Annotated in this window: 16 protein-coding genes; 9 read left to right on the forward strand and 7 right to left on the reverse strand. The window is 32.4% G+C overall.

The genetic code is table 11. The features are described from left to right. Positions 1–8: 8 nt before the first annotated feature. The gene (locus WFZ85_RS03925) at positions 9–1,349 is read right to left on the reverse strand and encodes a dihydroorotase (RefSeq protein ID WP_342694979.1); all 1,341 of its coding nucleotides are present in this window, start codon (positions 1,347–1,349) and stop codon (positions 9–11) included. Between the two features lie 10 nt (positions 1,350–1,359). After that, positions 1,360–2,085, reverse strand: a complete 726-nt coding sequence (locus WFZ85_RS03930) for a polyprenol monophosphomannose synthase (protein ID WP_342694980.1) — start codon at positions 2,083–2,085, stop codon at positions 1,360–1,362. 108 nt (positions 2,086–2,193) lie between these two features. On the opposite strand from WFZ85_RS03930, the gene WFZ85_RS03935 reads away from it, so the two are divergent. Together WFZ85_RS03935 and WFZ85_RS03940 are read left to right on the forward strand one after the other, a co-directional pair. Beyond that, on the forward strand, positions 2,194–2,868 hold the full coding sequence (locus tag WFZ85_RS03935; protein ID WP_342694981.1) for a DUF4271 domain-containing protein: 675 nt from the start codon (positions 2,194–2,196) through the stop codon (positions 2,866–2,868). 10 nt (positions 2,869–2,878) lie between these two features. Continuing rightward, positions 2,879–3,628: a uroporphyrinogen-III synthase gene (locus WFZ85_RS03940; protein WP_342695075.1), complete on the forward strand. Its 750-nt coding sequence runs from the start codon at positions 2,879–2,881 to the stop codon at positions 3,626–3,628. A 223-nt stretch (positions 3,629–3,851) separates the two neighbouring features. On the opposite strand, the gene WFZ85_RS03945 is transcribed toward WFZ85_RS03940, so the two are convergent. The 3 genes from WFZ85_RS03945 to WFZ85_RS03955 form a co-directional block, all read right to left on the reverse strand. Next, complete coding sequence (locus WFZ85_RS03945) at positions 3,852–4,190, reverse strand: hypothetical protein (protein WP_342694982.1); 339 nt, start codon at positions 4,188–4,190, stop codon at positions 3,852–3,854. Continuing rightward, positions 4,180–4,404, reverse strand: a complete 225-nt coding sequence (locus tag WFZ85_RS03950) for a hypothetical protein (RefSeq protein ID WP_342694983.1) — start codon at positions 4,402–4,404, stop codon at positions 4,180–4,182. The genes WFZ85_RS03945 and WFZ85_RS03950 overlap by 11 nt, the downstream gene beginning before the upstream one ends. A gap of 88 nt (positions 4,405–4,492) precedes the next feature. Beyond that, the gene (locus WFZ85_RS03955; RefSeq protein ID WP_342694984.1) at positions 4,493–4,852 is read right to left on the reverse strand and encodes a helix-turn-helix transcriptional regulator; all 360 of its coding nucleotides are present in this window, start codon (positions 4,850–4,852) and stop codon (positions 4,493–4,495) included. Positions 4,853–5,090: 238 nt separating this feature from the next. Between WFZ85_RS03955 and WFZ85_RS03960 the strand changes: the two genes are divergently transcribed. From WFZ85_RS03960 to WFZ85_RS03975, 4 genes are all read left to right on the forward strand, one after another. Further along, on the forward strand, positions 5,091–5,273 hold the full coding sequence (locus WFZ85_RS03960) for a class IIb bacteriocin, lactobin A/cerein 7B family (protein ID WP_342694985.1): 183 nt from the start codon (positions 5,091–5,093) through the stop codon (positions 5,271–5,273). Positions 5,274–5,281: 8 nt separating this feature from the next. Beyond that, positions 5,282–5,458 (forward strand): class IIb bacteriocin, lactobin A/cerein 7B family, encoded by a 177-nt coding sequence (locus WFZ85_RS03965; protein WP_342694986.1) that lies wholly within the window; start codon positions 5,282–5,284, stop codon positions 5,456–5,458. Between the two features lie 580 nt (positions 5,459–6,038). Continuing rightward, positions 6,039–7,172 carry an HlyD family secretion protein gene (locus WFZ85_RS03970; protein WP_342694987.1) on the forward strand — a complete coding sequence of 378 codons (1,134 nt, stop codon included), beginning with the start codon at positions 6,039–6,041 and terminating at the stop codon, positions 7,170–7,172. A gap of 3 nt (positions 7,173–7,175) precedes the next feature. Next, positions 7,176–9,326, forward strand: coding sequence for a peptidase domain-containing ABC transporter (locus WFZ85_RS03975; protein WP_342694988.1), 2,151 nt, complete (start codon positions 7,176–7,178; stop codon positions 9,324–9,326). Between the two features lie 55 nt (positions 9,327–9,381). Here the strand turns inward: WFZ85_RS03975 and pckA are convergent, their stop codons facing one another. Both pckA and WFZ85_RS03985 read right to left on the reverse strand, forming a co-directional pair. After that, on the reverse strand, positions 9,382–11,007 hold the full coding sequence (gene pckA, locus WFZ85_RS03980; RefSeq protein WP_342694989.1) for a phosphoenolpyruvate carboxykinase (ATP): 1,626 nt from the start codon (positions 11,005–11,007) through the stop codon (positions 9,382–9,384). Positions 11,008–11,087: 80 nt separating this feature from the next. After that, positions 11,088–11,474: a DUF423 domain-containing protein gene (locus WFZ85_RS03985; protein ID WP_342694990.1), complete on the reverse strand. Its 387-nt coding sequence runs from the start codon at positions 11,472–11,474 to the stop codon at positions 11,088–11,090. A gap of 137 nt (positions 11,475–11,611) precedes the next feature. On the opposite strand from WFZ85_RS03985, the gene WFZ85_RS03990 reads away from it, so the two are divergent. The 3 genes from WFZ85_RS03990 to WFZ85_RS04000 are packed head-to-tail and all read left to right on the forward strand — an operon-like array spanning position 11,612 to position 14,115. Continuing rightward, positions 11,612–12,367 (forward strand): DUF3108 domain-containing protein, encoded by a 756-nt coding sequence (locus WFZ85_RS03990; protein WP_342694991.1) that lies wholly within the window; start codon positions 11,612–11,614, stop codon positions 12,365–12,367. A gap of 10 nt (positions 12,368–12,377) precedes the next feature. Then, entirely contained in the window at positions 12,378–12,701 is a 324-nt protein-coding gene (locus WFZ85_RS03995; RefSeq protein ID WP_342694992.1) for a hypothetical protein, read from the forward strand. A gap of 40 nt (positions 12,702–12,741) precedes the next feature. Then, the gene (locus WFZ85_RS04000) at positions 12,742–14,115 is read left to right on the forward strand and encodes a saccharopine dehydrogenase family protein (RefSeq protein ID WP_342694993.1); all 1,374 of its coding nucleotides are present in this window, start codon (positions 12,742–12,744) and stop codon (positions 14,113–14,115) included. The last annotated feature ends 197 nt before the right edge of the window (positions 14,116–14,312 follow it).

Raw genomic sequence — 14,312 nt, forward strand, 5'->3', positions numbered from 1 at the left:
TTTACATATTATCTATCAAAAAGCAATCGCATTCCAACAGGTGTTTCATTGACTTTGAAATTGTGATATACTAATTTTCCATTGACAAAGGTATGGGTCACTCTTGATTTGAAATTAAACCCTTCAAATGGCGACCAACCACATTTTGCCAAAATATTTTCTTTCTTAACATTCCAAGGCAAACCAGGATTTACAATAACTAAATCAGCATAGAAACCTTCTTTGATAAACCCGCGCTTCTCAATTTTAAATATTTTTGCCGGATTGTGACACATCTTTTCTACTATTTTTTCAACAGAAATTTTACCTTGATGATGTGCTTCAAACATGGCAACTACGGCATGTTGCACTAATGGTCCACCAGAAGGCGCTTTTGTATACACTTGCTTTTTTTCCTCCAAAGTATGTGGCGCATGGTCCGTGGCAACAACATCTATTCTATCATCTAGCAATGCTTCCCAAAGTGCTTTTCTATCATCAGCTGATTTTATAGCAGGATTCCATTTGATAAGATTTCCTTTTGTGGCATAATCTTCGTCTGAAAACCAAAGATGATGAATACAAACCTCAGCGGTGATTTGCTTTTCTTCTAATGGAATTTTATTGGTAAATAAATCCAATTCTTTGGCAGTTGAAATGTGAAAAACATGCAGTCTTGCTCCAGTTCGTTTAGCCAATTCGATAACTTTCACCGTTGATTTATAGCAGGCCTCGACACTTCTAATTTCAGGATGATATTGCACCGGAATATCCTCACCAAACTGTGATTTATACTTTTCTAAATTTTCTTTAACCGTGGTCTCGTCTTCGCTGTGAACCGCAATTAGAAGTTTGGTGCTTGAAAATATTTTTTCCAACGCAGCAGAACTGTCTACAAGCATGTCGCCTGTAGAAGAGCCTAAAAACAATTTTAATCCTGCTACATTTTTGGGATTTGTCTTCAGAATTTCTTCTAAATTATCATTAGTTCCACCCATCATAAAAGAATAATTGGCAAAAGATGTAGTAGCAGCAATTTTATATTTTTCTTCTAAAATTTCTTGTGTTACCGCATTCGGAACCGTATTGGGCTGTTCAATAAACGAAGTAATTCCACCAGCAACGGCAGCTTTACTTTCTGTTGCAATCGTTCCTTTATGGGTTAATCCCGGTTCGCGAAAATGCACTTGATCATCAATGGCACCAGGAATCAAATAGCTTCCTTCGGCATCAATAATTTTGCAACTGGCTAATTTGGGACTAATTTGGGCTGCTATTTCGACGATAAATTCGTTCTCAATTAATACATCACCTTCAAAAATTTTGCCTTCATTTACAATTTTGGCATTTTTTATTAAAACAGTATTCATTATTTTATGGCTATAATCTGTTTAAAAATTTTCTTATTCTAAGAGATATTACTCCAAATATGGCTTCTTTAATAATGGAACCACTCATTTTTGATTGTCCTTTTGTTCTGTCAGTAAAAATAACTGGAACTTCTTGGATGATAAATTTTTTAGCAAAAGCGCGATATTTCATCTCAATTTGAAAGGCATACCCAATAAATTTTATTTTATCCAAATCTATTGTTTCCAATACATTTCTTTTGTAACAAACAAATCCTGCGGTGGTATCCATGATTTTCATACCGGTTATCATTCTCACGTAAACTGAGGCAAAATAGGATAATAAAACTCTGCTAAGCGGCCAATTCACAACATTTACACCAGTAACGTATCGCGAGCCAATGGCCAAATCGGCTTCTTTTTCTAGACAAGCTTGATGAAGACGTTCTAAATCATTTGGATTATGCGAAAAATCGGCATCCATTTCAAAAACATAATCGTAGTGATGTTGCAAAGCCCATTTAAAACCATGAACATAAGCCGAACCTAATCCTGCCTTTTTTGCTCTATTAACCAGAAATAATTTTCCTTCAAACTCCTTTTGCAATGCTACAACCTTATCAGCAGTTTTATCGGGAGAATTGTCATCAACTACAAGAATATGAAACGGTTTATCTAATGAAAATACAGCACGAATAACGCTTTCTATATTTTCAATTTCATTATAGGTTGGGATAATGACTATACCGTTTGTCATAGATGAATTACTATAAAATACGGGTTCAAAAATACTCTTTTTATTAAAGTACTATCTTAATAATTTTATAATAATTTAAGCAGTAAAATTAGTAATTTTGGCAACATTATGATAGAAACTGTTTTAGAACCGAGAATTTTAGAACCAAAAGATTGGGCGACTTATCTTTTTATATTTTCGTTTGCACTAATTGCTGTTACTAAAACTGCATTTGAAACCCGATACAGAGACTTTTTAAGAATTTTAGTTTCAGATAAATATATCAAAGTTTATAAAGATCCGTCTCATTTAATGAGTGGTTTTACTATTCTACTATTTGTTGTACAATTGTTATCTTTTTCTTTTTTTACACAATTATTCCTACACCAAATGGGTTATGTTTCTAAAACCGATTGGATACTTTTCATACGAGTTTTTACTTTCTTTGGCGTTTTTATTCTTTCAAAATTTTTAATCGAAAAAATTGTTGCCACTTTATTTAACATAGAAGAATTTGCAGAACAATTAAATTTACAAAAAGTTAGTTATCGAACTTTTATCGGTTTACTTCTTTTACCTTTTAATATTTTCTTGTTTTATAGTGACAAATCACCGAATCTTCTGTTTTACATCATAATAGGTGTGATTTTGACAATAAATTTATTCTCATATCTCATTTCATTGAAGATTTATCAAAACGCATTAATAGGCAAAGTGTTTTATTTTATTTTGTATCTTTGCGCGCTGGAAATAGCACCGTATTATTTCATATATTATCTGATTACAAAAAATTTAGTACATTAAAATGTCAAATTTGAAAGTGAAAACAATTTTGGTGTCACAACCAGAGCCAAAAGTAGAAAATTCACCTTATTTTGAATTGCAGCAAAAGCATAAGGTAAAAGTCGATTTTCGTTCGTTCATTCATGTAGAAGGAGTGAATGCAAAAGACATAAGAGCTCAAAAAATTGACTTAAACAATTTTACAGCTATAATATTAACAAGTAAAAACTCGGTTGACCATTTTTTTAGAGTGGCGGAGGAAATGCGTTATAAAGTTCCTGAGACATTAAAATACTTTTGTCAATCGGAAGCGGTTGCTTTTTATTTACAGAAATATGTGGTGTATAGAAAGCGTAAGATTTATGTGGGACAAAAAGACTTCGTAGATTTATCACCTTTAATAAAAAAATATAAAGATGAGAAATTTTTGTTACCTGCTTCAGACCAATTGAACTTTGATGTGCCTCAAACTCTAAATAATTTAAAAGTAGATTGGACACAAGCCACATTCTACAAAACGGTGATGAGCGATTTATCAGATTTAGCAGATGTTTATTACGATGTTTTAGCCTTTTTTAGTCCAACGGGAATAAAATCATTATTTAAAAATTTTCCTGATTTTAAACAAAATAATACTCGAATTGCAGTTTTTGGAAGTACAACTCAAAAAGAAGCTTTAGAACACGGTTTGAGAATTGACATTCTGGCACCAACTCCAGAAACACCTTCAATGACGATGGCTTTGGAAAAGTATGTAGCCGAAGCCAACAAAGGGAAATAAAAAACTTTTTTAAAAAATACGAAAAAATCTGAAATTATATAAGCTTTTTTGTTTTATTTCTAATTGGCTGAGAATTACATCCACCAAAAACCCCATTTTCAAACCCAAAGAATTGCTGTTATTTACCACCACTCTTCCCCAACAACTCCCGCAAAAACTTAATTTCACTATGTTGGTTTTCATTCAGTTTGTTGATTATTTATCGTCTTTGTAAATATTGATGTTATCCAAAGATTGATTTTATCAACTTTAAAAGTACCGCTTTAGTAATTGTACTTTCTTCGGATTTATCATATATTTTTACCAAATAAATAGTAAACCCCAAATCTTTTTCCTCGACTAGATAAGAAATAATCCTGTAACCAGCACTTTTCCCCTTAACTTTATCTTTGTTTGCTAATCTAATTTTATACAAATCGGCACCCAAGTTTTCGCCAATTTTTGGGTTTTGTAATAGTTTTTGTTCTAGTTCTAAAAAATCATTTTTTAAACTTGGAAACTTTTTGTTAAATCTTTTAAATGCAGTTACAAAACTACGAAGCGGAACGATTCTATTCTTCATCCCAAAGGTCGCTAACGGTCAATGGCTTTACTTTTCCTTCTCTTATTTGTTTTACTTCTCGCAAGCCGTTTTCTATATCAGTTAGAAATTTTTCTTGTTTTGAGGATGATTTGGTACTTCGATCTGTAACAAACTCCACAAACGAAAATCCTTTGATATACTCCAGCAAAAGCTTGGCTTGTTTTGAATTGTCTTTTATTTTTACAGTTACCATAACTATTAAATTTAGAATTATACAAAACTACAAAAAAACACTACCGAAAACAGTATTGCAAAAAAAAATAAAAAAATAGTGTTTATGGTTATTTGTCTTTAGTATTTGCCAACAATTCCCTTAAAAACTTAATTTCGCTTTGTTGCGTTTCAATGAGTTTTTGGGTTACTTCTTTGTTTTCTTGATGTAATATTTCAACATAACCAATAGAACCCGAATTATTAGTTTGATTTATAGTCTTTTTGCCAATGTCAGAAAAAAAGTCATTGGGCGTAGTTTCTAAAATAGTCATTAATTCATCTAAATATTTTGCCCACGAATAGGTTTCTCCAACTTCTAATCTTTGATAAGCCGAGCGAGTAATATGTAATTTATCTGCCATATCGGCGTGGTTAAGACCTTTGGCTATTCTTAAACGTTTAATTTTTTCAACAACTTCTCGATTCATATTTCATAAATATTTTTACAAAAATATACATTTTTAATCAAAAAGCGAACATAATCATTTAAACCAAAGAAAATCAATGTATTAAAAAATCACAAAATACCCATTTATTGGGTTTGATGGTAAAGAAATAAAATAGAATTTTACTAGAACAAAAAAGTTCTCGAGAAAACAACTTTGTTAAATAAATTTTTTTATTAACTTGCTTGTAATAATACAAGCACAAAAAACATTAGAAAATATGAATTTAGAAAATTTGAATTTGGTAGAGCTTAATGCTCAAGAGAAACAAGAAACTGAGGGCGGTTTAATTTTTGCAATTCTAGGTGCTGCAGCTGCAGTTGCAGGAATAGCTACTGTTCTTTACGGAGCAGGATATGCAGTTGGTAGCGCATATGCTCATTATCAAAATAACAATAAATAATTATAAATATGGAAAATTTAAATTTAGTTGAATTAAACAACAAGGAATTGAAAGAAATTGAAGGTGGATTTTTACCTTTATTAGCATTAATTGTAGCACCAGCAACTGTACTTCTTGCTGTTGCGACAGTTGCAGGAGTAGTTGGACTCGGTGCCTATAATGGATACCATGATACAAAAAAATAAAATAATGCTTTATCTTTTTATTCTTTCTACTTTAATTTTAGTGGTACTGAATTACACTGATAAAGTTCCTAAATTATATAAATCTATTTTTTATATTTTATATATACTAGGCGTTATTGTGTTCTTTGTAAATGAAATTTATAGAGCTGTAAAAAGGTATTAATTTTTTAAAAAAACTCTTCATTTATTATTTTTGAAGAGTTTTCCTTTTTACGCAGTATTATCTCATAATCTATTTTCACACTTAATGAAATTTACTCTTCAACTTTTTATATTAAGTGTCCTTAAATTCTTAATAATTTTAACAAATATAAGTTCAGGCAAAATATAAACTATGGAAAATCCATTTTTAATACCATGAAATTCTCTAAAAATGCCTTTCTAATTTTAACCGTTTTGTTGAGCATAGATTTTTTTTTCCACTATTTGATAAAAGAACTACACACGAATTGTTTTTTTGGGAGGTTTCTATCTGGGGCTAAATAGTTTATCGGTTTTGATTAGTTGTACTAATGATAGCCGCCTACCTCAAACTAAAAAAAGCAGAAGTTCTAAAATAATCTCATTTATAAAACCAACAATGAACTTCAGTTCAGACCCAATAAATACCACCGAAAATCTTATCGCCAAGAACAAAACCAAGAGTATTTCTATCTACTTGATAGTGGTTTTAGCATTGATAACCTTCTTGAGTTTGTTGCCTGTTATCAAGATCGACATTAGCAGTCAGAGTCGAGGCATTATTCGGAGTAAAACCGATAATGTGCCAGTTACAAGTATTGTTAGTGGCAAAATAACCTGGATAAAACTAAAAAATAATGCCCAAATCACCAAAGGTGACACGCTTATAAAAATAGCCAAAGACGGCTTAGAAACAGATAAAAAAACCACCGATACTTTATCAAATTCGGTTTCAGAATATTTGATGGATGTTTCCAATATTTTAAAAAACAAAACCAATTCCCTAAAAACATCTACTGCCAGAGAAGATTTTTACAAATATCAATCTCAAAAATCCGAGTTACAAAGCAAAGTAAGTCAAGCGCAAATCAATTATAACAGGTACAAGACACTTTTTGACAAAGGTGTTATTGCCAAAGCAGAATATGAAAAATACTTGTATGAACTTCGTTTTGCCAATCACGCACTAAACAGTTTTGTCAACCAACAAAAAGCAGCGTGGGAAACACAAAAACGCGATTTAGAAGAACGTGTTAAAAATCTAAAAGGCAATGTAGCAAAAATAACAGTAGAAGAAAACAACTATTTTATATTGGCACCCACAACAGGTACGATTGAAGGTTTTAATGGTTTGCAAGTGGGTTCGTTTATCAATGCGTCCCAACCCATAGCCACCATTTCCCCCGAAGATAATTTGATTGTAGAAAGTTCGGTTTCTCCCGATGATATTGGACTTATAAAGAAAAATCAAAAAGTAAAATTCCAACTTGATGCGTTTAATTACAACCAATGGGGATTGCTAGAAGGCAAAGTCATTGATATTGATAAAAACATCACTATTCAAGAAAATCAAGCATTTTTTAAAGTACGGTGTAGTTTGAATAGAAAAATTATGCAACTCAAAAGTGGTTATACAACCGAAGTTTCAAAAGGTATGACACTCACAACAAGGTATATTATTACACGAAGAAGTTTGTATGAGCTGTTGTTTGACAAGGTGGATGATTGGTTGAACCCTAAAAAAATAATTTAGCAAATGGCATCAATCAAAATTAAACAACATGATATTAAAGATTGTGGCGCTGCTTGTCTTGCATCTATTGGCAATCATTTCAGCGTTAATCTTCCCATAGCGAGAATACGTCAGTTTGCCAATACTGATAAACGGGGCACCAATGTTCTTGGCATGATTGAAGCTGCCGAAAAAATGGGCTTCACCGCCAAAGGGGTAAAAGGCGGCATTGATGCTTTGTCGCAAATTCCACTGCCTGCCGTTGCTCATATTATTGTACAAGAACAGTTGCATCATTATGTTGTAATCTATTCGGTTACTAAAGATAAAATTACAGTAATGGATCCAGGCGTTGGGAAAATGGAAACCTACACCTATGAAGCATTTCAAAAAGTGTGGACAGGAGTTTTAATCCTGTTTGCCAAAAATGATGATTTCAAAAGTTATAACGATAAAACATCGCCCATAAAACGATTTTGGCAACTGGTTCAGCCACACAAAACCATATTAATACAAGCCCTTTTTGGAGCAATTTTGTTTACTGTTCTCGGACTTGCAATGTCTATTTATGTGCAAAAAATAACCGATTATGTTTTGGTCGAGGGCAACAGGAATTTGCTCAATTTATTGAGTGTTTCTATGATTGTTATTGTTTTATTACAAGCATACATTGGCTCTAAGAAAAGTATTTTTGTAATGAAAACGGGGCAATTAATTGATGCCAAATTAATTTTAGGATATTACAAACATTTACTCCATTTGCCTCAGCGCTTTTTCGACACTATGCAAATAGGTGAAATTACCTCAAGAATAAGCGATGCTGTAAAAATTCGCTCTTTTATTAATGAGGTAGCTATTGAAATGATTGTTAATGTTTTCATTGTCATTTTTTCATTTGCATTGATGTTTACTTATTATTGGAAATTGGCTCTGGTTATTTTATTGGTCATTCCTTTTTATGCGATAATCTATTTTTTATTAAACAGATTTAACAAAAAAGTAGAACGAAAAATTATGGAAAATGCAGCCGAATTAGAAACCCAATTAGTTGAAAGTATATCACATATTAGAACTGTTAAAGAATTTGGCATTGAAGAATTTTCAAATATAAAAACCGAGAATAAGTTTGTAAAACTCCTTTTTACTGTTTATAAATCAGGATTAAACAGCATTTTTGCAGGAACATCAACCCAGTTTTTAGCTTCAATTTTTACTGTCATTTTATTGTGGATTGGTTCGGCTTATGTTATTGATAAAGAAATAACTCCTGGAGAATTATTTTCTTTTTATGCGCTAATAGGTTATTTTACATCACCCGTTGCATCGCTAATTGTTATGAATAAAACGGCACAAAACGCACTGATTGCAGCCGATAGATTATTTGAAATAATGGATTTGGAGCGAGAAGAAACCCAAAACAAAGTGGAACTTAACAAAGACTTAATTGGCGATATAAAATTTGAAAATGTATCGTTTAGATATGGTTCTCGAATTGAGGTATTCAAAAATTTTAATGCCCTATTCAAAAAAAATCAAACCACCGCAATTGTTGGTGAAAGTGGTAGCGGTAAAACGACTTTAATTTCGTTACTTCAAAATTTATATCCAATCAAAGAAGGCAAAATATATATCGGCGATTATGATTTGCAATACATACATTATCTAAGTTTGCGAAATTCTATAGGCGTTATTCCGCAACAACTAAATTTGTTTTCTGGTAATATTATAGAAAATATCGCTTTAGGTGAAATATTTCCAGATATTCAAAGAGTTTTAGAATTATCAAAACAATTAGGAATTACAGAATTTGTTGAAAAACTCCCCAATGGTTTTGAAACTCAAATAGGCGAAAATGGTGCAATGCTTTCAGGCGGACAAAAACAAAGAATAGCTATTGCAAGAGCTTTGTATAAAGATCCCGAAGTTTTATTAATGGACGAAGCTACTTCATCACTTGATACCAATTCCGAAAGAGTGGTGAAAGAGGTTATTGATAATTTTAAAGCACAGGGAAAAACCGTAATCGTTATTGCTCATCGTTTAAGTACAATAGCTAATTCTGATGCTATTTTAGTAATGGAAAATGGAACTATCGTTGAAGAAGGAAACCATAAAGAATTACTATCTTCAAAAGGCAAATATTTTGAACTTTGGAACAAGCAGAGTCTAATTTGAACCGAAAAAAGCCATTCAAATTGAATGGCTTTTTTCGGTTGGTTAGGTTTATGTTTTATAATTGTGGCCCAGCTTTTACTAAGCTTTTTCCCTTTTCATTATCTGTGTATTGTGCAAAATTATCAATGAACAATCCGGCAAGATTACTAGCTTTTTCAGTCCAAATGGTTTCACTTTCATAAGTGTCTCTAGGATCTAAAATCCCCGAATTTACATCGTGAAGTGATGTTGGCACAGCAAAATTAAACAATGGAATTACTTTAGTCGCTGCTTTATCTATGGAACCATCAAGAATTGCATCGATAATAGCTCGTGTATCTTTAATAGAAATGCGTTTTCCTGTGCCATTCCATCCCGTGTTTACCATATAAGCTGTGGCGCTATGTTGTTCCATTTTTTTTACTAATTCTTCTCCATATTTCGTTGGGTGTAATGATAAAAATGCTTTTCCAAAACAAGCAGAAAAAGTGGGTGTTGGTTCAGTTACTCCGCGTTCTGTTCCTGCTAATTTCGCTGTAAATCCTGAAAGAAAATAATATTTAGTTTGCTCAGGAGTTAATTTTGAGACTGGTGGCATTACTCCAAAAGCATCTGCTGTTAAAAAAATAACTTTAGTAGCATGACCTGCTTTAGAAATGGGCTTAACAATATTATGAATATGATTAATTGGATAAGAAACACGAGTGTTTTGAGTTACAGTGCCGTCTTTGAAATCAATTTTACCATTGGAGTCAACAGTTACGTTTTCTAGCAATGCATTTTTTTTAATAGCACCAAAGATATCGGGTTCATTTTCTGCACTTAAATCAATTGTTTTTGCATAACAACCACCTTCAAAATTAAAAACCCCTTGATCATCCCAACCATGTTCGTCATCACCAATTAATTCACGCTTTGGATCAGTTGACAAAGTAGTTTTTCCTGTTCCTGATAATCCAAAGAAAACAGCAACATCACCATCAGCTCCTTTATTTGCTGAACAATGCATAGAAGCAATTCCTTGCAAAGGCAAATAGTAATTCATCATAGCAAACATTCCTTTTTTCATCTCACCACCATACCATGTTCCACCAATGATTTGAATTTTCTCAGTTAAATTGAAAGCTATGTAGACTTCAGAGTTTAATCCGTGTGCTGCATAGTCTTTGAAAGAGGTTTTTGAAGCGTTCATCACGATAAAATCGGGTTCACCAAAACTATCCAACTCTTCTGCGGTTGGGCGAATAAACATATTAGTTACAAAATGAGCTTGCCATGCTACTTCCATGACGAAACGCACTTTCAATCTCGTGTTTTCATTGGCACCACAAAAAGCATCAACCACATAAACTTTTTTTCCTGAAAGTTGATCCAGTGTGGTTTGCTTTAAAGCATTCCAAGTGTTTTGATTAATAGGTTTATTATCATTTATTGCTTTTTCAGAATTCCACCAAATAGTATTTTCAGTAATACTGTCTTTAACGATGTATTTGTCCTTAGGTGACCTTCCAGTAAAATCTCCTGTCATTACATTGACCGCACCAAGCTCTGTAAGCTGTCCTCTTTCAAAACCTTTTAAACTTGGGTCTAATTCATCATTATATAGCTTCTCGAATGAAGGGTTGTGTATAATTTCGTGAACATTTTTAATTCCGTACTTTTCTAACGAAATCGATTTCGTAATTTGAGCGTAGTTCTCCATAGAAATTAGTTTGTGTTGTTTTAAAAATCAGACCACAAAGGTAAAAATTAAATTATAGAAAGTATTTTTTATAAGAAATTTTATTTTTTCATTTTTAAAACACGCCAAAACAAAATTCCCCATGCCACAATCAGCAGTGCACCACCAATGGGTGTGATGATTCCAAAAGGTTTAAAATCAATACCCGTAATACTTTTTGTTGCCAATAAATAAATAGAACCCGAAAAGAAAATTACTCCAATAATCACTAACCTAAAAATTGTTTTTTTTATTTTTTCGTCTATTAATGATGTTATCCCAATAAATAACAAAAATAGCGAGTGATACATTTGATATTTAACACCTATTTCAAATGTTGCAAGTTCTTCCGTTGACAACTCTTTCTTTAAAGCGTGTGCACCAAATGCACCTAAAATGATGGCAATCATCCCCATCAATGAAGCGATACTAATTACTTTTCTTTCCATTTTGATTTATTCAATACTAAAGCCCAAATTTATTCGTTATTTTATTCATGGTAAAAAAAATTAGTCATTCTTTTTGTCATTGAATTTCGGAACGAACCGTTTTTAAAATTTTATATTTGCACCTAAATTTTTCCTTTATGAAAAGTATTTTAATTACATTTTGTTTGCTTACCATTTGCGTTACAACGACAACGGGTCAAACTATAAAATCTGGAGAAAAACTAGTCTTTGCGGGTTCCTATAATATGAGTGGTTTGATGACACAATTGGCTCAAGTAACGATGACTACCGAAACTGTTTCAACTGCAAAAAACTCTTACTTACATTTAAATTGTGAATTGTCTACCTACAGCAAATGGGATTCGTTTTTCAAAATAAGAGATATTTATGAGTCGTATGTAAATCCTACTAATCTCAAGCCTAGTTTATACAAACGTAGTATTGACGAAGGCGGATATACCAAAAAGGAAAAATATATATTCAAAGGAAACACAGTAAATAGTACAACCAAAAGAAGGAATAAACCCGAAACACAAAAAATAGTTACTATCGGCAGTTCCACTCAAGATGTAATTTCCCTTTTTTATAAAGTGCGAACTATGGATTTTTCTAAATATAAAGTAGGTCAAACTGTTTCGCTACTAATAATTTTTGATGAAAAGCAAGTTCCCGTCACTTTAAAATATATGGGAAAAGAAACTGTAAATGCTGGAAATTTAGGTAAAAAAGAATGTTTTAAAATTTCTATTGGTGCAAAAACAAATGCTTTGAGAGGAAAAGATAAAAATTTAATTTGGTTCACCGCTGATGCAAAAAAAATTCCTGCTTTGCTTAAATTCAGTATACCTGTGGGAACAGGACAATTAACATTAACTTCAGCAACTGGAATTTAACTGGAAAAAGATGAGAAAAGCACTTCTATTTATAGCCATTATTTTTACTGTTTTAGCAATTGCTTTCGCAGTTTTACCCATGGATACTTTGGCATTTTTACCCATTGGGATTGCTTTAATTTGTAGTTTAATATTGCTACAAAAATCAAAGGAACACGAAAAAAAGTTCCCAAAAACCTTACTTTTTATCAGTACAGTATGCTCAGTATTTGTGCTGGCAAAAACAGTTTTTATAAAAGACGAAGTAACCGTTGATCAAAAATTTGAACTCCAAAAAATAGAAACCAAACAAGAAGCTAAAAAAGAACTCGAGGAAATAGAAGGCTTAGAGTAATTCAAAACCAAATACAATTATTTTCTATTACAACAAACGAATGAGAAATATACTTATTATTGGCGCAGGTCGTTCAGCATCATCACTTATAAAATACCTTCTTGAAAAATCTACTCAAGAAAATCTTCATCTTACTATTGGTGATTTATCATTAGAATTGGCACAACGCAAAACCAATAATCACACTAATGCAACACCAATTGCATTAGACATTAATAATGTTGAACAACGCCAAAGCGAAATTCAAAAGGCTGATATTGTTATTTCGATGCTTCCGGCACACATGCACATTGATGTAGCAAAAGATTGTGTTACTTTCAAGAAAAACATGGTAACAGCATCCTATATTTCTGATGCGATGCAAAGTTTAGATGAAGAAGTAAAAGCGAATGGTTTGATTTTTATGAACGAAATTGGTCTTGACCCAGGAATTGACCACATGAGCGCCATGAAAGTCATTCATGAAATTGAAGAAAAAGGCGGAAAAATGATTTTGTTTGAATCATTTTGTGGCGGATTAGTTGCTCCAGAAAGCGATACTAACCTTTGGAATTATAAATTCACATGGGCACCAAGAAACGTAGTTTTAGCAGGTCAAGGTGGTGCAGCAAAATTCATTCAAGAAGGAAAATACAAATACATTCCGTATCATAAATTGTTCCGAAGAACGGAATTTCTTGAAGTGGAAGGTTTTGGAAAATTTGAAGCCTATGCTAATCGTGATTCACTAAAATACCGCAGTGTTTATGGACTTGATGATATTTTGACTTTATATCGAGGAACGATACGTCGTGTGGGTTATTCAAAAGCTTGGAATATGTTTGTTCAACTCGGAATGACCGATGACACTTATGTAATGGAAAACTCAGAAACCATGACTTACCGCGACTTCATCAACTCATTTTTACCCTATTCGCCCACTGATAGTGTAGAAATGAAAACCCGTTTGCAACTTGGTATTGAACAAGACGATATCATGTGGGATAAACTATTAGAACTCGATTTATTCAACCCAACTAAAATTATTGGACTAAAAAATGCTTCGCCAGCCCAAATATTAGAACATATCCTGAACGACAGCTGGGCTTTGCAACCCGATGACAAAGACATGATTGTAATGTATCACAAGTTTGGATATGAAATCAATGGTGAGAAAAAACAAATCGATTCTAAAATGGTTTGCCTTGGCGATGACCAAACCTATACTGCCATGGCAAAAACAGTAGGTTTACCTGTAGCCATAGCGGCTATTCAAATCTTGAATGGAAAAATAAAAACGCCAGGTGTTCAATTGCCTATTAACAAAGAAGTGTATTTGCCTATCATCCAAGAGCTTGAAGAATTTGGCGTAATTTTCAAAGAAACCGAAATGCCTTATGTGGGTTATAATCCAGATAGATTATTGGGGAATTAAATTTATACTCAGAAGCGAATTGTTCGAGAATTATCTTTGATGGTAATTCCTGCTTTCCGTTTCAATCTTGCCTAAAAAGGCAAGGATTTCCACTACAATCAGGGCTAAAAGATTTTCCATTTTTATATTTATTAACTTTCTTAATGAAACTTAATTTCTTAATGGTTTAAAAATAAATAATAACCAATACTTGTTTT

Source organism: Flavobacterium aureirubrum, assembly GCF_038739835.1.
In the GTDB taxonomy this organism is placed as follows: domain Bacteria; phylum Bacteroidota; class Bacteroidia; order Flavobacteriales; family Flavobacteriaceae; genus Flavobacterium; species Flavobacterium aureirubrum.